The sequence below is a fragment of the Planctomycetia bacterium genome, from assembly GCA_016795155.1.
GTDB lineage: Bacteria > Planctomycetota > Planctomycetia > Gemmatales > HRBIN36 > JAEUIE01.
In genome coordinates this window covers 1-22,466 of sequence record JAEUIE010000023.1, presented here as the reverse complement: position 1 = coordinate 22,466, position 22,466 = coordinate 1, and the positions used below count along the sequence as shown (strand labels likewise).

At 51.7% G+C, this 22,466-nt stretch carries 18 protein-coding genes; 15 read left to right on the top strand and 3 right to left on the bottom strand.

Annotated features, from left to right (window positions below; genetic code table 11):
* The first annotated feature begins 188 nt into the window (after positions 1-188).
* From JNJ77_09550 to JNJ77_09530, 5 genes are all read left to right on the top strand, one after another.
* Positions 189-1,136, top strand: a complete 948-nt coding sequence (locus JNJ77_09550) for a BON domain-containing protein (protein ID MBL8822819.1) — start codon at positions 189-191, stop codon at positions 1,134-1,136.
* A 119-nt stretch (positions 1,137-1,255) separates the two neighbouring features.
* Positions 1,256-3,070, top strand: a complete 1,815-nt coding sequence (locus JNJ77_09545) for an ABC-F family ATP-binding cassette domain-containing protein (protein MBL8822818.1) — start codon at positions 1,256-1,258, stop codon at positions 3,068-3,070.
* Positions 3,071-3,320: 250 nt separating this feature from the next.
* Positions 3,321-6,029, top strand: a complete 2,709-nt coding sequence (locus tag JNJ77_09540; protein MBL8822817.1) for a serine/threonine protein kinase — start codon at positions 3,321-3,323, stop codon at positions 6,027-6,029.
* Between the two features lie 93 nt (positions 6,030-6,122).
* Complete coding sequence (locus JNJ77_09535; protein MBL8822816.1) at positions 6,123-6,398, top strand: hypothetical protein; 276 nt, start codon at positions 6,123-6,125, stop codon at positions 6,396-6,398.
* Positions 6,395-6,943, top strand: coding sequence for a nucleotidyltransferase (locus JNJ77_09530; GenBank protein MBL8822815.1), 549 nt, complete (start codon positions 6,395-6,397; stop codon positions 6,941-6,943). The genes JNJ77_09535 and JNJ77_09530 overlap by 4 nt, the downstream gene beginning before the upstream one ends.
* Here the strand turns inward: JNJ77_09530 and JNJ77_09525 are convergent, their stop codons facing one another.
* From JNJ77_09525 to JNJ77_09515, 3 genes are all read right to left on the bottom strand, one after another.
* The gene (locus JNJ77_09525; protein ID MBL8822814.1) at positions 6,944-7,705 is read right to left on the bottom strand and encodes a hypothetical protein; all 762 of its coding nucleotides are present in this window, start codon (positions 7,703-7,705) and stop codon (positions 6,944-6,946) included.
* Entirely contained in the window at positions 7,702-8,493 is a 792-nt protein-coding gene (locus JNJ77_09520; GenBank protein ID MBL8822813.1) for a hypothetical protein, read from the bottom strand. Before JNJ77_09520 ends, JNJ77_09525 begins: the two co-directional genes overlap by 4 nt.
* Positions 8,494-8,627: 134 nt before the next feature.
* Positions 8,628-10,265 (bottom strand): DUF885 family protein, encoded by a 1,638-nt coding sequence (locus tag JNJ77_09515; GenBank protein ID MBL8822812.1) that lies wholly within the window; start codon positions 10,263-10,265, stop codon positions 8,628-8,630.
* 318 nt (positions 10,266-10,583) lie between these two features.
* Between JNJ77_09515 and JNJ77_09510 the strand changes: the two genes are divergently transcribed.
* The 10 genes from JNJ77_09510 to JNJ77_09465 form a co-directional block, all read left to right on the top strand.
* Positions 10,584-12,770 (top strand): membrane protein insertase YidC, encoded by a 2,187-nt coding sequence (locus tag JNJ77_09510; protein MBL8822811.1) that lies wholly within the window; start codon positions 10,584-10,586, stop codon positions 12,768-12,770.
* A 189-nt stretch (positions 12,771-12,959) separates the two neighbouring features.
* On the top strand, positions 12,960-13,673 hold the full coding sequence (locus tag JNJ77_09505) for an FHA domain-containing protein (protein ID MBL8822810.1): 714 nt from the start codon (positions 12,960-12,962) through the stop codon (positions 13,671-13,673).
* 64 nt (positions 13,674-13,737) lie between these two features.
* Positions 13,738-14,268: an NADH-quinone oxidoreductase subunit C gene (locus JNJ77_09500; GenBank protein MBL8822809.1), complete on the top strand. Its 531-nt coding sequence runs from the start codon at positions 13,738-13,740 to the stop codon at positions 14,266-14,268.
* Positions 14,265-15,302, top strand: a complete 1,038-nt coding sequence (ltaE, locus tag JNJ77_09495) for a low-specificity L-threonine aldolase (protein MBL8822808.1) — start codon at positions 14,265-14,267, stop codon at positions 15,300-15,302. Before JNJ77_09500 ends, ltaE begins: the two co-directional genes overlap by 4 nt.
* Position 15,303: 1 nt before the next feature.
* Positions 15,304-15,726: a TIGR03067 domain-containing protein gene (locus JNJ77_09490; GenBank protein ID MBL8822807.1), complete on the top strand. Its 423-nt coding sequence runs from the start codon at positions 15,304-15,306 to the stop codon at positions 15,724-15,726.
* 177 nt (positions 15,727-15,903) lie between these two features.
* The gene (locus JNJ77_09485) at positions 15,904-16,944 is read left to right on the top strand and encodes a phosphoribosylformylglycinamidine cyclo-ligase (GenBank protein MBL8822806.1); all 1,041 of its coding nucleotides are present in this window, start codon (positions 15,904-15,906) and stop codon (positions 16,942-16,944) included.
* A 145-nt stretch (positions 16,945-17,089) separates the two neighbouring features.
* Positions 17,090-17,962: a hypothetical protein gene (locus JNJ77_09480; protein ID MBL8822805.1), complete on the top strand. Its 873-nt coding sequence runs from the start codon at positions 17,090-17,092 to the stop codon at positions 17,960-17,962.
* Positions 17,963-18,041: 79 nt separating this feature from the next.
* Positions 18,042-19,919, top strand: a complete 1,878-nt coding sequence (gene asnB / locus JNJ77_09475) for an asparagine synthase (glutamine-hydrolyzing) (protein MBL8822804.1) — start codon at positions 18,042-18,044, stop codon at positions 19,917-19,919.
* On the top strand, positions 19,916-21,058 hold the full coding sequence (locus JNJ77_09470) for a glycosyltransferase family 4 protein (protein ID MBL8822803.1): 1,143 nt from the start codon (positions 19,916-19,918) through the stop codon (positions 21,056-21,058). Before asnB ends, JNJ77_09470 begins: the two co-directional genes overlap by 4 nt.
* 41 nt (positions 21,059-21,099) lie before the next feature.
* On the top strand, positions 21,100-22,466 hold a 1,367-nt coding region (locus JNJ77_09465; protein ID MBL8822802.1), incomplete at its 3' end, for an oligosaccharide flippase family protein.

Genomic DNA, 22,466 nt, shown 5'->3' with positions numbered 1-22,466 from the left:
AAAGACCCACAGCGAGTAATTTGGCGTAAAAACAGGGAAACAAGCCGAGCAAGGAAACATTGGTAAAATGAGATTACCATTTCTTGCTCATATTCAATGAGAAATAGCTGAACAGATAGGGATTCACTTGTTTTTTCGTCAAGAAACGGCGACTATAAATAATGAAGTGCCGGATTCTGGGGAAAGTCATGTTGCGAAAACATTTATTTATCAGTGCAGCTATGTTGGTCCTGCCTGCAGGTATTCTGGCTCAGGGCAACAACCAGGCAGGCATGGGATCAGGCAGCATGGGCCAGGGGACTGGAAACACCTCTGGTAACGGCATCGTTGGCCAGGCGAACACCACATTGCTGGGCAGTAACGTTAATGTAAATTTCGAGAGTGTCTTCGGTAACGCTGCTACCATTGCCAACACCAACCCTGATCCATTTGCAGCCTATCGACCTTCTGGTTCTGGAACCGGATCGACCACTGGAACAGGTATGGGCTTCGCTGGTACTGGCTCTGGTTTCGCAGGTACTGGCGGCGGAGGCCTTACTGGCGGTGGTATGGGTACTACGGGACGAACCGGCACAGGGCTTGGCGCCAACACTGGCCTGGGTGGCAACACCGGACTACGAGGCGGTACAGGATTAGGCGGAGGCGGCCTCGGCGGTGGTGGTTTGGGTGCAGGAACACTGGGCGGCGGCTTTGGTGGTGGTGGCCTGGGTGGCAACCGCATGGGCATGGGTGGCATGCAGAATATGATGGGCGGCAACCGCATGGGTATGGGCATGATGGGGGGAACTGGTTTCCTCGGAAACAACAGCGCTTTCCTCGGTGGCAACAACCAGATGAATCAAACCCAGCAAGCCTCCATTGGCTATCAGGTGAATTACGAAGGCAAGGCTGCACCCGCTGCTCCAACTGGCGGCAATGCTGTTGCTATCGGCGGTGATTTTACACAACGGCTCACCAGTTCACCCGGCATGCAGGGTGCACAGAATCTTCAAGTTTTGAAACGTGGCGAAACGGCCATCCTGCGTGGCCAAGTGACCAGCGATTACTCCAGGCAACTGGCAGCTGCCATGGTGCAATTGGAACCAGGCGTGTATGAAGTGCAGAACGAATTACAGGTGGTTGCACCGGTTAAGTAGTCAGGCATTCGAAATCTCACGCGACAGGTTGCGTTGATACACGCAACCTGTCAGGCTTTGGAAAGTCCACTATTTGCCTCATATCATTAAGGTTCGTCACGTAACTTCACTGGTTCGATATGAGTCTGCTACTTTCTGCTCAGAAAATCAGCAAGGGATTCGGCCCGCGGCCACTCTTCAGTGATCTTTCGGTTGATCTGCATGAAGGCGCACGTCTGGGTCTCATTGGCCCCAATGGTTCCGGAAAATCAACGCTGCTCAAGGTATTGCTGGGAAGTGAGCCTCACGACGAAGGGACTCGTTCCCTCAAACGAGGGACACGGCTTGGCTACCTGGCTCAGGATGATGTTTTCCCTGCAGGAAAGACTGTTCTGGAAGTCGTTGTCGCTGCACTATCAGATGAACCTAGCGAAGATTACGAAAAGGAAACCCAGGCTGCGATCACACTGACACAGACAGGCTTCACCGATACCAGCGTGCAGGCTTCCACGCTTTCCGGCGGATGGCGGAAACGATTGTCGCTCGCCTGCCAACTGGTCAAGAAACCTGATTTTCTTCTACTGGATGAGCCAACGAATCATCTTGACCTCAGCAGCATTGTCTGGCTTGAACGGCTTCTTCGCGATGCTCCGTTTGGCTACCTGGCAGCCAGCCATGATCGTGCATTTCTGCGGGCAGTGGCTGATGAGATCATCGAGATCAACCGCGTATACCCTGGTGGAGCTTTTCGTTTCGCAGCAGGTTATGACGAGTTCGTTGATAGACGCGATGAATTCCTGGAGACACAAGCCAGACAGCAGGAATCGGTTGCCAATCAGGTAAGGCGGGAAACGGAATGGCTGGGCCGCAAAGCTGCTGCACGAACCCGCAAGGCATCTTCACGCATCGAAGATGCCTACGCCCGGCGGGAGGAACTGGCAGAGCTGAAGTATCGCACAGCCCAGGCTGGTTCTGCTGGGATCGACTTTGCTGACACCGGCCGACAGACTCGCAAACTGCTGGCAGCCAGCGGGCTTACTCATGCGCTCGGCGGCAAGCAACTGTTTCAGAATGTTGATTTGCTCTTAAGCCCAGGAACCAAACTTGGCCTGCTGGGAGCCAACGGCAGCGGCAAAAGTACGTTGCTTAAAGTATTAGCTGGTCTGATCACGCCAGATGCCGGAACGATTCAACGGGCGGACAAACTCCGAACCGTCATGTTCGAGCAGGGTCGGTCGGCTCTGCAAACCGACCAGAGTCTGAAGCAAGCACTGGGTGGCGGCAACGATATTGTCATCTATCGTGATCGGCCTATTCACGTGGTTTCGTGGGCGAACCGGTTTCTGTTTCAATCTGACAGGCTCGAAATCAGCGTGGGAGCGCTTTCAGGTGGGGAGCAGGCGCGGGTGCGGATTGCCCAGTTGATGCTGCAACCAGCCGATGTGCTGCTGCTCGATGAGCCGACGAATGATCTGGATATACCTGCGCTGGAAGTGCTCGAAGAAAGCCTGTCGGAATTCCCCGGGGCGGTGGTGCTGGTCAGCCATGATCGCGACCTGATGGATCGGCTATGCACCGAGGTCATTGGCCTCGATGGCGATGGCAATGCCGGTTCCTATGCGAATGTCGGCCAATGGATCACCAGTTACGACAAGGCTCAAACAGAGAAACAGAAGAAAGAAACTGTTGCTGCTGCTCCGGCAAAACGCACCGTGACCGAATCAAAGCCCAAGAAATTAAGCTTCAAGGAACAGCAGGAATGGAACCAGATGGAGGAGGCGATAGCTGCTGCGGAGGCGAAACTGACCGAGTGCCATGCTGCAGTAGAAGCAGCTTCCACTGCGGGGCATCTAGCGTTAACAGAAGCCTGCCATGCTATGGAGGCAGCCCAGCAGGAGGTAGACAGGCTGTATCACCGCTGGCAGGAACTGGAACTCAAGCGGGGTAACTCATGATCGGCACGAATATCGTTGACACCAGCCAGGAATGAGGGAAACTTAGTACCAGCAGTTGACAGTTACAAAAAGGAACTCCACCATGCGAAAACTAACACTTGTAGGAATGCTGCTGTTGAGTCTTATTGCTGTGGGTTGCAGTGAAAAGAAACCACAGGGAACGAAACCCACTTTTCCCCAGGGAACTCAGCCGACTCGTGCTTCCTGAGTCCTCGGGGCAATCGACTAATTCTGTTACCAGGTTCGTTTCATGAACCCGTCCAGTCATCAGCTTGAGCCTGATCACGTCAGTGATAAAACGTTGCCGGATCATGGGCATGAGCTGAATGCTGGCACAGGCAGTCAGCCCGTTGACCGTGCCATCCACGCACCACCCGGGTTTGAAATCCTCGAAGAATTAGGCCGCGGCGGGATGGGCATTGTCTATCGCGCTCGCGATCTGTCCTTCGACCGTGATATCGCGATCAAGATTTTGCTGCCGAAGTACGAAGAAGATTCTCTCCAGGTATTACGGTTCATGGAAGAAGCCCGCATAACCGGGCAGTTGCAGCATCCGGGCATTCCAGCCATACATCAAACGGGCATCATGCCTGATGGCAGACGCTATCTCGTGATGAAACTCATCAAGGGATACACACTCAGCGATCTGATCTGGAAGAAAAAGCCAGGCTGCCACGAGCATGACATTACCGTGCCACACACCCGTCCTGCCAATTATCTCAGTATCTTTGAAGCGATCTGCCAGGCTATCGGTTATGCCCATGCCCATCATGTCATTCACCGCGATCTGAAACCACAAAACATCATGGTGGGCGCCTTCGGTGAAATTCAGGTGATGGATTGGGGGCTGGCGAAAGTCCTGAACCAGAATGTCGATTCCACTTCAACTCCTTCCGTTGACCAACCCCTCGAAACTGATTTCACCATTCAGTACGAATCGCACTCCATCGTCAGCACACCCAGCTCGCAACTCACGACCGCTGGCAGCGTGCTGGGAACTCCCGCCTACATGTCTCCTGAACAGGCGATCGGTGCTGCTCACCTTCTGGATGCACGTTCCGATGTCTTTGGATTGGGGGCGATTCTCTGTTGCATGCTGACCGGTAAGCCGCCATTTGTTGGAGATCATCCCGAATCAGTCCGCCTGCTTTCGGCCATGGGAATGCTGAGCGATAGCTATGCCCGTTTAGATGCTTGTGGCGCTGAACCTGATCTCATTGCATTGGCCAAGCGCTGTCTTGCCGGTAAGCCGGAGGATCGACCCTCCCACGGCGAAGCCGTCGCCAGTGAGGTTGCTCAACTTCGAGCTGCTGCCGAGCAGCGAGCCAGACAGGCAGAAATGGAACGCACCAAAGCGACGATGCATGCAGAAGAACAGCGACGGCAGAGAAGAATGGTCCTGATTGCTGGCTCTGCATTGGTTGCAGTGTTGCTGGCAGGCATGATTGGTACAACCTGGGGCCTCTTCCGCGCCCACGCCAAGGAAGAAGAAGCTCTACAAAGTGCCAAACAGGAATATCAAGCCAAAGTGGCTGAGTCAGAACAACGCCAGAAAGCACAAGACAAAGAAGCTGAGATCCGTGCAGTGCTCGAGTTTGTCGAAAACAAGATCTTATCGGCCGCCCGTCCCAAAGGTCTGGAGATGGGGTTAGGTCGCGATGTGATGTTGAGGGAAGCGCTGGAAACCGCACTCAAGTCCATCTCTGACGATTTCGTTACCCAACCGGTAGTCGAAGCCAGGATCCGCATGACCATAGGCAAGTCTTTTGATTATCTGGGAGAAGTGGAAATTGCCGCCGAGCAATACAAGCGTTGTTACGAACTGCGTATGAAGCATCTAGGTCCACAACACAACGATACTCTCTTATCGTTGATGGCACTTGCCAACATGCACGCGACACTGGGACAACATCAAGAAGCACTGAAGGCACGCGAACTGGCCTATCAACTCGCTCAAGAGCACCTCGGGCAAGCGCATCATACCACCCAGATGGCCATGAACAACCTGGCGGGTAGTTTCGATAAGTTCGATCGCAAGCCGGAAGCGCTCGCCTTGCGAGAAGAAGTGCTGAAGCTGGCACGTGTCCATCGTGGACTGGGCAACGCTTTTACCATGTTGTGCATGAATAATCTCGGCGTCAACTATTTCCAGGTTGACAGGCAGTCAGAAGCTCTGGCTTTACTCCATGAAGGCATTGAACTACAAAAGAAATACCTGGGTGATTCCCATCCTCAGACACTGAATACGATGGACAGTCTGGCCGAATGCCTCGGCCGGATGCATCGGCACGAAGAGGCTTGCGAACTGTATGAATTCATTTTCAAGCAGCAGCAGGATAAACTCGGGCAGGATCATCTGGAAACGCTCTATACCACCGTTCAATTATCGAACTGTTACACTTCCCTGGGCCGATTTGCTGACGCTCTAGCGATCCTGCAGGCGTCCTTGCCCTTGCATGAAAAGCGTTTTGGCAAAAAACATGCTGATACATTGAGATGCATTTCCTATATCGTTGCTCGCCTGTTCGACCTGAACCGCAGTCAGGAAGCGCTGCCCTGGATCAAGACCTTCATGGAGCGGGTCGATGCCAGTAAAGTTGATGCAGAACTGATCCATGCGATACAGGCATTTCACTTTCGCTGCCTGCATGCACGGCGTGACCTTGCTGCCTGCAAGACTGTCCTGGCGGAGTGGGAGAAACTTCAACTGACCAGCGTCGAGTATCTCATCGACCTGGCAGGAGCCTGGGCCTCCATGGCATCACTTAGGAAAGAAGCTGACAAGAAAGCCAGTCAAAGTGAAGCTGATCATGCCATGGAATATCTGCAGAAAGCCGCCAACGCCGGTTGGAAGAACTTCAAACAACTGGAAACCGACGAGAAGTTCAAAGTCCTGCAGGGCCGCGATGATTATCGGGTACTGCTGAACATGCTGAAGAAGGAGGCGGAGAAGAAGTAACCCGTGAAACTGGATTCTGATTTCAAGCATTTGGTGGAGTGTAAGATAATGATTGGTGGATAGTCGTGAGTGGTTGCCGGTGGAGTGCAGCAAGTGACACATGAAGAGACATTGCAACGATATAAGGCGATGACGAACGCAGAGCGGGCAGCGATCAGTTGTCAGCTCATTCGTGAGAACTGGCGTGCGCTGTTGCAGGGGCCGAAGGAAGTAGTCGCCAGGCGAATTGAACGGATCAATGCAGAAAATGATGCCCGCAATCGCAATATACTGGAAGCAATTGCACGGACTCGGATGCCTGCGGCATCGAGTGAAACTTCCTCCCCCCCGGTGCCTAACTCCGAGGGGGAGAGGGGGGAAGGCACATGAAAAACCTCCTTGATTGCCTGGATGAACTTACCCAACTGCTCGAAGCGGAAAAGATTTCATACGTAGTGATGGGTGGTATCGCGGTAAGAGTGTATGGCATTCCGCGAGCTACTTACGATCTTGATTTCACTCTGTCACTTCCACGAAGCGAATTACCTCGGCTGTACGATTTGCTGGAATCCAAAGGATACACCGTTCCAGACAGCTATCGCAAGGGATGGGTGGACAAGGTCGCAGAGATGCCGCTGGTCAAATGCCGGGTCTACCTGGAAGGGCATGGAATTGATCTGGATTTCTTCCTGGCCGAGTCGTCTTTTCAAAACAGTGTGATGCAACGAAAACGGCGGGAACAGGTTAATGGCTGCACCGTGTGGCTGGTCACTCCGGAGGATTTGATTTTGCTGAAGCTCATCGCCAACCGTGACCGCGACCGTGCGGATATCGGCGATGTATTGTTTACTCAGGGTACGCTGGATCGAACGTATCTGGAGAAGTGGGCGGCGGAGCTGGGCGTGAGGAAACGGTTGGAGGCGGTTTTAACCTAGTTAGTCATCAAACATTGTCTCTAAATCAACGCCTATGTTCTGGTCAAATTTTTTCTTGGACACCGGTTTCACAATTTTTACGAGCAGTTGTTTATGCACATCAAGCACCAGCTCAAGTTCTTTCTGTAGGCTGCCAAATTCCTGAGTAAGAACAACGCCCCCGACTGCAGTTATCATTACCTTCGTATCTAGGCTCCCGATTTTCCATGGGATTATCACGCAAGAGAGCTTGCCAATCTTCAAGAAATTCTTGAAAAGTTGATCATCCTGAATCTGATCTCCATGCAATCCCGCAGCTTTCACCCTGGATGTCAACTCGCGAAAGTACGCACCTGCATACTCATCCTGTAGAGTCATTATTTTGTCGAAACTGACTTTCAGTTCAGCAATCTTTGTCCCCTTGGTTTCCTTCAGGTTCTTAACCACTCCTCGACAAGTGAGTTTCGGAGCCTGCATAACAAGCAATTTCTTTTTTGGAACGTAGTATGACAAGAAGTCCACAGGCTCAAGATACTCGAGGAACTCAAGTGTCTCCGCCCTTGATTCAATTACTGTCCTGAAAATGCCATGAGCATTGTGCTTTACTTGGCTGGTGATCCTCAGCTGTTGAATACCTTTGGAAAACTCAGGGTTTTGCATGTAAAGTGTGGTTTCGATTTCTTGCTTGTCTCCAAACATGTCAACTTGAATTTTTCGAGTGTTCGGTTTCCCAAGGGCGATCTCTGGAAAATCTTCTATCTGAAAAAGTTGGTATGTCTTCATTTAACGGCCACCGGGTATGCTGATAGCGATATTACCTGACGCAGAGCATCAAAGACTTCAGCTGCACTTTTCCCCTCAACATTAACACTATCAACACCAGCTTCAATTCTGCAGGTAGATTTCTCTGAAAGCACAAACGTAGCCTGGAAGGTCTTTAAGAATTTTTCAGGAAGTTGACGAACGAAAAGGCCATAGTAAGGGTTCTTCTCGTTTTTCTCAAATGAGACAATAATTGATAAACTCACAGATTTTGCTGATGTAACTCTACAAATTGATTCTTGGAGTTTTTGCAACCATTGCGATTCCGAATCGAACTTGCTTGAAGGTACAGTCAGTTTGACTGGGAAGTTAGCATAGATATTTTCTTTGTCTACTGAGAGCCGCATGACTACACGCGAATCAATCGTTAAACGTACCGAAGTCAACGATTGGTCGGAAACCGTTATTGGTTCGCCAATCGATTTTCTTAACTCCTCAACGATCTCCTCAATGTTGAACAGAACCGGTTCGTGCTGTGCAGTAACAAAGCAAAAGTGGGGCTGCCAGTATGTAATTCGATTCATCAAGGGCATTTTTAGTTTTTGAATGAACAAGTAAACTCGCGGACTCGCTTTGTAGGCGTAAACCCATGCAGCTAAATAGAACGAACCTATTGCAGAAACGACAGACCATGCGCCTTGATAGTGCTGAAAAACTGAATGTAGATAGTCACTGTATTTCCATCCGACCCAAGCGAGCGCTACAAGTGCAGCGACATGGATCAGCACTAGGCCGAAAATAAGTCGCATTTCTAACTCCTTGGTTCTGCTATACTTATACATTAGTATAGCATATTTCTGCCCCAGGAATAATACCTCAAAGGTCGCTTATACCCTTGGCTCCGAAAATCATACTCCGCTCACTTCGTTCGCGGCTCTTTGGGTTACTTCTTTTCTTCTGTTGCTTTCACCTCCCCATAAAACTTCCAGCCCGGCTTGAGGTCTCTGGTCAGCGGAGTGTTCGATATGGCGGCTCGGACCAGTTCCATGGGGATGCTGTTCTGCTGCAAAATCTGATCGTGAAAATCCTTGATCTTCATCTTCCCGCTGTCTACCAGTTCTTTTTTCATTTCCCGAACCTGCAAGCCGCCCAGCATGTAGGCAGCCTGGTAGAGTGGGCCGTACATGCCGGCAAAGCTTCTTCGTACCTCTGCGGTGGCATTATCCCGTTCGTGGCCAACGCGATCAACGAGAAAGTCGATGCACTCTTTCGGCGTCATGGTGCCGAGGTGGAAGCTGAGCGAGAAGATGATTCTTGCACAGCGGTGCATACGCCAGAAAAGCATGCCAATCTTTTCTTCCGGCGTCCTGGCGAAGTTGTTGGCATAGAGGTACATTTCCCAGTAGAGTGCCCAGCCTTCAACCCAGAAAGGTGTGTTGAAAAGCTGGCGGTGCTGGCGATAGCGTGCCGTCATGAAGCCTTGCAGATGGTGCCCAGGGATGAGTTCATGATGCACGGTGGCTCGACTGAAGTAGCGATTGTTGCCTCGCATGCTCATCAGTTTCTGTTCATGCTGCATGCTGTTCGTGGGAAACGACACCTGAATGACTTCGCCGCCTAGAAAGAACGGGCTGACGAGTTGCCGTTCGGGTGACATCATTTCCATCCGCCAGGTGTTCTTGCAGAGTTCAGGCACCGTGACGAGATCGTTTTTCGAAACGTAGTCGATTGCTTCCCACGCCAGGTCGCGGATCATCATGGGTTGCTTGCCTGGTTCCTCGTGCAGCGTTTTGACTTTTTCCAGCGCTTTCTTCCAGTCATCGCCGAAGCCGAGTTCCTGGCTGGCCTTCTTCATCTCCGCTTCGCACCAGGCGAACTCTTCGTTGGCAATCGTTACAAGCTGCTCAGGGGAATAGGGAATCATTTCGTATTCGAGTTCGTTGAGAAGCATCTCTTTGCCGATCGGGTCGCCAACGATTTCATCGCCGCCCCGGATGCCTGCGACCGATTCACGCAGGTATCGGGCATAGCTGCCCAGGGCTTCGTCCACGTTCTTATATGGTGCTTCGCACCACCAGGAATAGAGTGGGTCGTAACCCTGATGGAAGTTATGCCACTGGCGAATATGGTTCTGCAGTGCGGAAGTGACAATGCTGGCCCGGTTGGCAATGAACTTCGTTGGCTTGGTACGATGGCTGAGGGCGGTACGTTGTTCATCAATTTCTTTTTTGAGGCCATTGAGCAATTCCGCCGTTTTCGCTGGATCGATCTTTTCCATCCGTTTGCGTGCTTCTTCGAGGGCAATGATCTTGGGAGCGAACTGAATCAGCGGCATGTACTCGGCCTGCTCCTTGATGCGAATTTCGAGTTGCCGCTGCTCTCGAGTCAGGTAGTTCTTCAGAAGCAGGTAATCGACCTTGGCTTCCTGCGGATAGGTATCGAAAGGCAATCGGGTGAGCAGTTCAAGCCATTGACGGTAAAGTGCCCGGAACTGAGCTTGGCGATTGGGTGACAGGGTGATGTTGTAGAAGCGATTCAGGTTGCCTCGATCAGCCTGGTACCATTCGATGTAGGGAGCCATCGGGCTGATGGTGGCTTTCTCAATGACGGGGTCAATCTGGTAGGGTTTGCCTTGCGGCGGTTGGGCGAGAGTTATTGAGGCAGCGCAAACAGAGACAAGGATGATACACGTACGCATGGTATACAGCCTGGGTGATGGTTCAAAGGTGCGATTATCTTAAGAATCAGCTCGAAATACAAATACGAAACTTAATAAGCACAGGGGAAAAAGTAACAATTGAGCCTATCCCCACTCCTCTATAAGATGTAAATGGTCTGTTACCCCCCGCAGAATTACTTCTGCGGGGTTTTCTGTCTGTCATTTGTGAGCGAACTCTCCATGGGTCTTGATAATCTGAGTCAACGGTCACGGTTCTGGCTGTTCGTCATCCTGACGACCGGTGTGCTCATTGGCTATTCGGTGCTGGCTAAGTTCCTGGCAGGAGATGACAAAGCCAAGAAGGCCCAGGCTACGCAGGTAGAAAAGAAAGCCGACAAGAAAGACACTGCTCCTTCAGAAAAGAAAGTGGATGACAAGCAGAATGTAGCAGCCAACAAAGAACAGGAAGCGGTTAAGCCCCCAGAACCGGTCGCCAACCCTCGTGAAAAACTCAACCAGTTACTGGCACAGTTACCCAGTGCCACGGAACATACGCTCGGTGATGACACCACGAAAATCAAAGTAGTGTTTACCGATCGTGGCGCTGCTATTCGTAACATCACGCTAAATGAACATGAAGGCTCAGATCGGCAAACGGGGCAACGCCTTGAAGCCGATGCTTCAGGCAAACGGCCTCGCCTGGTGCTGGTAACGGATGATGAAGATCACAATCGATTGAAACTGCAACCCTCCCGTCAGTTTGAGTTGCTCTCCTACCGGTTTTCCTTGCTAAACGAACAGGAGCAGGTATCCCCCGAGTTGGCTGCATTGCCCTGGAAACAACTGCCCGGAGCAACTTCGGAAAAAGTCAGTTACTCAGTTGATATCCCTGCGAAGAACCTGAAAGTCACTAAAAACTTCTCGCTGGCCAAGGATACTTACCACGTTGAAATGGAATTGCAGTTTGCAGCCATCGACCCAGCCAAGCCTGTGAACTTTACCTATGAGTTAAGCGGCCCACAAGGCTTGCCGGTGGAAGGGTTACGCTGGAAACAGTTTTCTTTCCGCAACTATGTCTTTGCCACACAAGATGCAGACAAGCCGACTACCGTGTACCGCACCATGGAAGGCGTCGAAAAGCTCAAAAAAGATGGCACACCCAACAGCTTCACGCTTAACGATCCCAAGAGCAGAAAAGTTTTTCTCTTCGGCGGGGTGATGATTCAGTTCTTTGCCAGCCTGGCTGTGGTTGATCATGCCGACGGCGAAGCGACACCCTATCTCATCGATAAAGTGCTGGCAGAATACGTGGGACCTGATGCCGATGCTCCTGAGTACTACAAGGAACGTCAGGGGCGTATGACTACCAAGCTGATTTCCACGCCGGTGATTCTGGATAAGGGTCAGCCTCAATCCCACAAGTATCTTCTCTACGCAGGCCCCACCAAAACCCTCTTGCTCGATTACGAAAAGGACGTACGGCCTGGATTGACCAAACGATACAGCGAAGAGTTGCATCTCAATCAAATGACCGATGCTACCGATGTCACCTGGACATCATTTTTCCGTGCTACCGGCATCACCGGTCTGCTGGTAGGCAGCACGAATATCATGCATCGTCTGCTGGAGAATCTTTACAAATTCGTAGGCAACTATGGCATTGCCATTATTCTTATGACCGTGATTGTACGACTGCTGCTCTTCCCGCTGAGCCGCAAGCAGGCCCAGAACCAGGCCAAGATGCAGGAACAAATGAAAGTGATCCGCCCGGAAATGGAAGCACTCAAGAAGAAGTATGCCAATGATCGTCAGCAATATGCGATGGCACAGATGGAACTCTTCAAGAAGCACAAGATGAGTCCGCTGGCTGGCTGCAATGGCTGTTGGATTCTATTGCTCCAGATGCCGGTGTTCCTTGGACTCTATTTTGCACTGCGTGAAAGCATGCACCTGAGAATGTCGAGTTTCCTCTGGATCGACAACCTGGCCATGCCCGACATGTTGCTGCGCTGGGGTGACAATTTCGCCACCAATCTGCCCATCAGCTTCCTGTATCTGGGTCCATATCTGCATATCCTGCCGATCATTGCAGTGATTGTCATGTATGTCTACCAGAAGCTGATGGCTCCACCTGCAATGGATGAGCAGCAGGAACAGCAGATCAAAATGATGAACTACATGACTCTGGTGATGGGCCTGGCTTTTTACTGGGTCGCCGCAGGGTTGTGTCTCTATTTCATTGTTTCGAGCCTGTGGGGCATGGTGGAACGTCGCTTTGTGAAAAAGGCCAAGGATCAGGCAATTGCCCAGTGGCAGGATAAGCGTGAAAAAATGCTGAACAACGAAAATAAACCTGCAGCAGGTGTTCGCGGTAAACTAGGCGACTTATGGCGTGATTTACAGAATAAAGCCGATAAACGCAAATAACCCTGCAGATTCTTGCAACTCGGTTGTTGACAATGGTCTCTGGAACGCTTAAAAGGGAGTTGTGGGCTTTGACGCGCAATCATGCCAGTGCTATGGTTCCTCAGGGACCTTTGTACTTACCGTGACTGCAATTCATCATGGTTCCACTGGGAATAGAACTTTCACGGTCTTTTCTGGGCCGAGAGAAACATGGCTACACTTACCTTCCAAGTCATTGATGGCGTGGATAAAGGTTTGCAGTTTAAAGATCTTGCCACCCCCATCACGGTTGGCCGAGAAGAAGGCAACAGTGTCCGGCTCAATGACGAACGTATCAGTCGCTTTCATGCCAAAATCCAATTTGATCAAGGCGACATGATCCTGACCGATCTTGAAAGTACGAACGGTACACGCGTCAACGGCCAGCTTATTCATGTTCATCGCCTTCGCGTCGGAGACTGTGTCCATCTAGGCAGATCAGTCCTCTTGTTCGGTTCGCTGGAAGAAATTGCCGAACGTGAAACGCAGATGACCCAGGCTGCTCACCATGCTGCCTTTTCTGAAAAGCTTGATTCCTCAGACGACCTGCACAGCCTCATTAATAAATCAGTCAATCAGACCGATGAAGTTTCACCGGATTTCACCATCGCTGATGATAATGTTGAAGTCAGTTCGAATGAATCACTCAAGATCGGTCGATTCAAGTTTCCACCGCTGCCACAGAAGCTAAGCCCCTCGCAAGCAGCCCGCCTTTCGGAAATACTCGACTTCCTGCATCGTTCTCTAGGTGCCGTTATCCCCGCCGCTCAGATGAATGAAGATGGCACCGAAGTTCACCTCGATTTTTCCACCTGGCAGAAATTGTTGCAGACGGAACTGCTCCTGGCACGTTATTGCCGGGCAATTACCGATCCAGATCATTGATCTTTCGGACAAGCACATACCAGCGCACTAAGACAAACCAGGAAAGAAGCTCCTGGTTTGTTTCATGACATTTCCCGACATTACACAAATCATTGACGAAAAAAGTGGCATCACGCTGCTGTCACGTCACGCAACTGCACTCGACCCATACCTGATCGTTTCACCTGCAGACTGGCCTGCCCTGGCCCGGTTTCTTTATGATGAACCGCGTCTGCATTTCGATGTGCTGAACTGCATGACCGTGGTGGATTTCCTCGAAACCGATCCGGGCAAGGTGGCCAAGGCTGGATTTGAGCCGCATCTGGAAGTGGTTTATCACCTCATGAGCTTTTCACACCGTCATAGGCTGGTCGTTAAGATTCTGTTGCCCCGCTGGAAGGATAACATCGTTCATCAGCTTCCTGATGTACCCACGGTTACCCACATCTGGCCTGCAGCCAACTGGCACGAACGGGAATGTTACGATCTAGGCGGAGTTCGTTTTACCGGCCACCCTGACTTAACCCGCATCTTGATGGCTGATGACTGGTTAGGCCACCCGCTTCGCAAAGATTATGAATATCCTTTGGAATACCAGGGAATCCGTTGCCGATGATTGACCTTCGATCCGATACTGTCACCCAGCCTACCGAGGGCATGCGAGCAGCCATGGCTTCAGCCAGGGTAGGCGATGATGTCTTTGGTGAAGACCCGGCGGTGAACCAGTTGGAGGAGCGGGTAGCTTCCATGCTGGGCAAGGAAGCTGCCTTGTTTGTCCCATCGGGCACCATGTCGAACCAGATTGGCATTCGTTGCCACACACAACCGGGCGATGAACTCTTTTGTGATGTCAACAATCACATCATTCATTACGAAACCGGAGCGCCCGCTGCCCTCAATGGCGTGATGTGCAGAACCTTTGAAGGCCAGCAGGGCATCATTGATGTGCATCACATGGACGGGCAGGTCAAAGGGGATGCTGATTACACGCCACGCACCAGACTGGTCTGTCTGGAAAATACTCACAACCGTGGTGGTGGGAAAATCTATCCACTGGAAACCATGGAGCGGGTCGCCCGCTGGGCTCATCAGCAGGGGCTGGCAGTGCATCTGGATGGCGCCAGGCTATGGAATGCCTCGGTAGCAACTGGCATTTCGCTGGCGACCTGGTGCAACTCGGTAGATTCCGTTTCCGTCTGTTTCAGCAAAGGACTGGGAGCGCCAGTGGGTTCAGCCCTTGTCGGTCCGAAAGAGTTCATCAAGCGGGCACGTCGCATCCGCAAGATGTTCGGAGGCGGCATGCGGCAAGCCGGCGTGCTGGCTGCTGCTGCCATCTATGCTCTCGATCACCACATTGATCGACTGGCAGAAGATCATATTCATGCCAAGAGACTGGCTGAACTGGCAACAGCCATTCAGGGTATTTCACTCGGCCAGGACAGTGTGGAGACCAACCTCATCTTTTTAAAGCTTGATGAGAATCTGGGCACTGCAGAGGAACTTCAGCATCGTCTCCAGGCACATGGAGTCCTAGCATTACCTACAGCCCGTCACACGCTGCGGATGGTAACCCATCTGGATGTCTCCCGCGAACAGATTGAACATACGGGACAGGTGATGCGACAACTTCTCTCTAACAGGAGTGAGTAACATGTGGTGCCTCTTGATCGGTCTGTTGATGCCGGTAGCTGATGAACCCAAACAGGCTGATTTGACAGCCATGCAGGGCGAATGGGGTTGCACGCTGAATATCCGCAATGGTCAGCGTCAGCCTGATGATGTTGCTGAAACCCTGTTCCGAGATGTGAAGGACGACGTGGTAATCGTATCTCTCTTTGATAAAGCACTGCAGAAATCAAAGATCAAACTGAACCCGCAGGCATCACCGAAGGAGATCGACTCCACCATGCTGGATGGCCCAGCCAAGGACAAAGTTTCACTGGGAATCTATGAATTCAAAGACGGTCAACTATATCTCTGCGTTGCCCAACCAGGCCAGCCCCGGCCAACCTCGTTTGAATCGAAGCCGGGCAGCAATACATCTTTGACCGTTTGGAAGCTCAATAAGAAATAACCTTTCACATGTCACAGTAGATAAGTTAGTCCGCAAAAATGACTTCGTGGTGAATTGGCACGGTTAGCGTGAGTACACGCAAACCGTGGCACCCACCCTCAAGCTTCCTTTTTGAGTGGGCACTTAGTTCTTAGGGATACTGTTGGCCTGTCCGCTCATCAGTCATAGATTTTCATTATGCCATTGACTTATCGTTCAGCCGGTTTGAATCTTGACCTCTATGAAGAGGGCATCTCCGCGATTGCTCCGCTGGCCAGGCAAACGCATTCACCCCGCGTGCTCGATGGGTTTGGGAGCTTTGCAAGCCTGTATGATCTGGATGTATCCCGTTATCGCCAGCCACTGCTGGTCACCTGTACCGATGGTGTAGGCACGAAGATTCATGTAGCCCGCAAACTGAACAAGCACGACACCGTGGGCATCGACCTGGTGGCTATGAGTGTCAATGATGCGCTCTGCTGCGGTGCAGAGCCGCTGGTGTTTCTTGATTACGTCTGCATGCCCGAAGACAATCCTGTTTTGCTCAAGCAAATTGTCCAAGGGATCACCACTGGCTGTTTGCGGGCAGGTTGTTCGCTGGTGGGTGGCGAAACCGCAATCCACCCGGGTGATATGGAACCAGGCCATTACGATCTGGCTGGTTTTTGTGTGGGCGTAGTAGAGCGTGATGAAGTCATCACCGGAGAAAAAATCGTACCCGGTGACCAAGTTCTGGGTCTGAGCAGCAGTGGCCTGCATTCCAATGGTTACAGCCTGGCTCGCAAGATCGTTTTTGATCATGCCAAGCTCGATATCGAGCAGGTGGTGCGTGAACTGGGCACCACGGTGGGTGCTGCACTTCTGGAACCAACCCGCATCTATGTGAAGCCGATACTGGAATTAATCAAGCACTTTAAGGGACAGGAAGCCATTCACGGACTGGCACATATAACTGGTGGCGGTCTGGTGGATAACATTCCGCGCATTCTGCCTGCAGGCTGTCAGGTGAATCTGCGACGAGGCAGTTGGCCCATGCCTTCGATTCTGCCCTGGCTGCAGAAGCTGGGAAGTGTCGAGCAGAGTGAAATGGATCGCGTCTTCAATGGCGGCCTGGGATTCATTGTCATTGCATCACTTGAAGCTGCCAAGGCGGTTAAAGCTCACCTAGAGGCTTCCCGCGTGATGACTCATTTTGTAGGAGAAGTGGTGGAAGGATCGTCCGAGGTAGTATTTGTTTAGTCCAGAGATTTCCTGAATTACGTGGAAATCTTGAAATTCTGCTTCTCTTCATTTTTCTTCCAGTTAATATCCTGAGCGTGTAGACGAATCACTGAGTATTCGAGTATCGACTCGGTGTCAACACTTCATGAAATGAGGCTGAACGATGTCTAATGTTCCGACACCACCGGCCGCTCCGAAACCAGCCCCGCCGCCACCGCCACCTGCAGGCACACCACCGCAGGAAATCATCATCTACGGACACACGATGCTGTTTTACTGGTGGCCCATCTGGGTCTTTGGCTATCTGTTCGCATTCTTGACCTGGTATGACGATACCCGAGCCGCCATTGTTCCTGCACAATCACAGTACGATGAAAAAGCCCACACGATTGTCCTTCAGGATTCGAAGGGGCCAGCCCGACTGATCAAGGAAAATGCAGGGATTGGCGAGAACGGCCAGTTCCGTGAACGCATGTCCGAAACATCCACCTATGGCATCCTGTTCACTTTCATCTGCATCCTGGTCATTTTGATTACCACGGTGCATCTGCGAGGATTAAGTTCGCTCGTGGTGATTGTGACGCTGGCATTGATCATCGTCAGCATCTCTGCACTGGGATGGTGGGATAGCATTCTGTCTGCGCTGGGTAAACTCCGTATCCACATGAACCTGGGCTACTATGTATTCTTCTCGACAGCATTGTTCATCATGTGGGCATTCGTGTTTTTCTTCTACGATCGCACCCATTACTGGCGTGTAACTCCTGGACAGATCACCCACAAGTTCATTTTCGGCGGTGGAGAGCGCACGTTTGATACCGATGGTCTGGCCTTTACCAAACTGCGCGACGATCTGTTCCGCCATTTGATTCTGGGACTCGGTTCCGGTGATCTGATGATGGACCCGATGAAGGCCGGTGGCGCTGCCAAGGAAGAACTGGCCATTCATAATGTGCTGTTCATCGGCACCAAGCTGCAGCAGATTGAAAGCCTGATCTCCAAGCAGCAATCGATGAACAAGGTAAAAGCGAACTAAGAATCGCCATTTCCAATAACAGCCTGCGACGGGTGCAAATGTTTGTACCTGTTTCAGGCTGGTGTTCTTGAGTCATAGCATGTGTGGGATTGCCGGGTACTTCAGTCAGACCGCTCAACCGGTGCCTGTCATCAACGACAGGGTACAGTCCATGATTGACCGGATGAAGTACCGTGGCCCCGATGGCCAGGGGTGTTTTGTCTCGCCTCAGGGTCGTGTGGGATTGGGGCATCGCAGGCTGGCCATTCTCGATTTGAAGCCGACCGGCCATCAGCCGATGCACGATGCCACTGGCCGCTACACACTCATCTTCAATGGGGAAATTTACAACTTTCGTGCCTTGCGGGAATCGCTGATCGCCCGTGGCGTCGTCTTTCGATCTACTGGCGATGGTGAGGTTCTTCTCTACCTGTTAATTCATGAAGGCATCCAGGCACTGCATCAGTTGCGAGGCATGTTTGCCCTGGCATTCTGGGATGAGCAGGAACAGTCGCTTCTGCTGGCACGAGACCGCTTCGGTATCAAACCGCTCGTGTATCACGAACACAACGACAGCGTAGTGTTCGGATCAGAGCTGGCTGCCTTGGCATCTGCTGATGCAAAACCAAAGATAGATCCTGCAGGGTTTTACTATTACCTGCTCTGGGGTTCCATTGCAGCACCTCATACCTGGCTGCAAGGCTATACATCGCTGCAGCCTGGTTGCTGGCGGGCTTATCACAAAGATAAATCGACGACCTCCGGTTCTTTTGCAGATGCCAAAGCCTGGTATGCAGATACACCGTCAACCACGCCTGTTGATATCACTCAGTTTCGGCAGCAGGTTGGCGCTGCGGTAGAAGAAAGTGTCAAGCTGCATCTGGAATCAGATGTACCTGTCGGTGTTTTTCTCAGCGGAGGCATTGATTCAAGCAGTCTGGTATCTGCCGTCAGACAGGTGACAGGCAGCAAGGTACAGACCTACACCATCACTTTTGCTGAGAGTACGTTTTCTGAAGAAACCATAGCCCAGGAAGTGGCAAAGCAGTTTGAAACCGAGCATCATGTCTGCAAGGTTACTTCATCGCAATTTTTGAACGACTGGCCAACCATTTTTGCTCACTACGATCAGCCAACGCTTGATGCATTCAACAGCTACTATGTTTCCAAGGTAGTCGCAGAGTCTGGACTCAAAGTTGTTCTGTCAGGCACTGGTGGTGACGAATATTTTGGCGGTTACCCATCGTTTCGCTGGTTGCCCGCCATGCAGAGTCGAAAACAGATTCTTCGCTGGGTAGGCCCCTTGCTAGAGTTGTTTCAGAAACCTCATCGCCGGGCAAAATGGAAACACTTGTGCAAGCATGTTGCAGATGCCACTGAATGTTACCGTTCCATTCGCGGTCTGTTCATGCCTCACGAAATCCAGGCCATTCTGGGGCCTGCGGTTTTAGATCGACAAGCGAGGATCCAGGAACAGGTGCATGAGTTGGAATCGATGCAGTTCAGAGCCATTGCCTCAGAGACTGTTCATGCCTCGGTTTCACGTCTGGAATCAAGACAATACCTGTGCACACAACTACTTCGCGATATTGATGTCATGTCGATGGCACATGCTCTTGAAGTGCGTGTGCCCCTGGTCGATCATGTCTTGTGCCAGACATTATGGCCAAAGCTGGGACATACGCCTGAGTTGATGCAGAACAAGCGGCTGCTTTATGAAACGTTGAAGCAGCCTTTGCCAACGTCCGTTTACGACAGGCCCAAGCAGGGTTTCACCTTCCCTATGGAAGCATGGGTGAAGCAAGAACTGCGCAGCATGGTCATGGAAGGCATGCAGCATCTGGCAACGCACGGCTGGATTGAAAAGCGTGTGCCGGAAATACTCGATACAGGAATCCAGGCGGGAACCGTTCACTGGTCGCGGCCATGGGCTTTGGCAGTCTGTGGCCAGTTAGCCATGATGCGAGTTGCATCATGACCAAGACGTATCTGGCTGCAGTGGGTGATGTGCATGATCCCATTACCTGGAGTGGCATTCCCTATCACTTTCTGCAAGCCGGGCAGGCACTCGGATTTCTCGATGATGGATTGCGACTGACTGCCAGTGGTACAGCGTGGAAAGTCCGGCGTATTCTGTGGAACAGTTGGCGTGGCATGACAGGCCGTGGTGTAGGCGGCTATCAGTATTCCAGTTCATTTCTTGAAAATCTCTGGCAGCACGAAATACATCGCCTGCGAGATGCCCGTACCATCAATTGCTTTCAGTTATACCCGCCTTCGATGGTTAGCGATAAACGATACCGAAAGTTCTTTTATGTCGATATGACACTCAAACAACTTTTTGAGTTTTACCAGGTAGGCAGTTACATCGGTTCAGCCATCGCCCGCGAAGCTATTGAACGGGAACGCGCTGGTTACCAGGCTGCTGAACTCATTGTGGGGCACAGCCGCTGGGCGGCACAAAGCATCATTCAAGATTACGGCATATCTCCGGAAAAGGTGCATGCGATAATTCCGGGAGCCAATCTGGATCGCACTACCTATCTGCAGTGGTACTCCACCGCAACATGCCGGATGCGACATCCCCACGATCCACTCAAGCTGATCTTTGTTGGAAAGTACTGGGATCGCAAAGGGCTGGATCGTCTGCTGGAAGCGCTCAAGCAGGTGCATACCCAAGGCAAAGCGTATGAACTGACGGTGATGGGTTGCCAGCGTTCTACACTGCCTGCCGATCTGCAGGATGTTCCGAATGTCAACTGGGTGGGATTCCTCGACAAGAGCAAGGAGGCTCAACGCTTCTTTGACCTGGTAGCGTCAGCAGATGTTGGTTGCCTGCTTTCCCGGGCCGAAGCGGGTGGCATGGTGCTGCGTGAGTATCATGCCCTCGGCCTCATCGTGATGGGTACTGCAGTAGGCGGTTCGCCGGAACATATGTTTGCCGATGCAGGCAAGGCGTTTGCACCGAATGACGATGCAGAAACCATTGCCAGATGGATTGTGCAACTAATTGATGATCATGCTTTTTATGCGTCGTTGCGTGAAGCAGCCTGGAAGCATCGCATGCAGGCCTCCTGGGATGAAACCGTACAGCACTGGCGTACATTGCTATGTTGATGCATATCATGAATCCGTAAAGAAATGCCATTGAAAGGTATGTGTTGCCTGACTCTTACCGCACTACTCCCGCACGACTGGCGATTCGCTCGTTTCTGCTGCATGGCGCGAGCCTGATTGCCATTGCCACGCTGCTGGAGCGCGGATTTCTGTTTCTGGCAAATGTTCTCTCTGCACGCATTGCCGGTGCAGAGAATTATGGTGCATACGGGCTGGCCCTGCAGACTGCTGGTTTTCTTGCTAGCCAGGCCAGTCTTGGTATTGGCATGGTAGCTACCCGGTTTGCGGCAGAGTATCCCGTCGGGCATCCGCAAAATCAGGCGTTTGTCCTGCGCATTATTCATTTATCAGTGCAGTTAGCACTGATTGCCTCGTTGTTAATGCTGATCTGTGTGTGGCCGCTGGCTCACTGGTTTTACAACAAGCCTCTGTTTTTTCGTGTGCTGCTGGTAACGGTCTTCACAGCACCGATGTTTGTCATGCTTGATGCAGCACGCGGCCTGATGCTGGGGCTTTCATACTACCGCGGCCTGGTGATGCTTTCATCCATTTTCGGAATTACCATGTTGTTGCTCATGCCCTGGGCTGCCATGGAGGGGCCGGGCTGGATGGTATTCGCTCATGCTGTGTCGGCACTCAGCGCGTGTACTGTGATTCTCTGGTTGTTGCACCATCATTTTAACGTCAATCTGTTTTCCCGCATCGCCAGTGATGTGCCGGTGAAACCAATGTTACGCTTTGGCCTGTTACAACTGGGCACCAGTACCGCGGTCAACTTGGTGATGATTGCCATGATGGCACTGCTCGTTCGCTATGCCTCGCGTGAAGAGTTGATGGCAACCTCACTGCTGCCCCTGGGATTTGCACTTCAGCAGGGTGTGGTGTGGATGGCGAACTATGCACTTTCGGTTTATCCCTTTTTTGGGTTCCGTGAAGTTGGCTACTACAACGCTGCCAGTTCCATCCGAAACATCACAGGTGTTCTTCCGAGCCTCTTGAACCAGGCAACCATCAGTTTGATGACACGCTTGCGAGGCGAACCGTATGGCGGAGTTAACCGCGTTGTCCTGATCAATACCTGGCTGTCCGCGATCTACATGATTCCTGTCACCTGTGTCGGGTTGATACTGCTTCCCTGGCTGCTGCCTTTCTTCTTCGGAAAGGACTTTGTGGAAGGTGTTTATCCTGCCAGTTACCTTCTGGTGGTGGCACTGATTCACATGATTTCACAGCCCGCGGTCAATCAACTGACGATTCTCAGGCCGCGAGTCATCATGTTCATTCACATGGCATGGATTGTGGTAGCATTACTGTCTGCCTGGTTTCTGGTTCCCGGCCAGGGTGCTGCCGGCGTGGCGCTGGCACTAATCCTGGCACATTCCGTAGCAGCCATACTGGTGCCACTGGC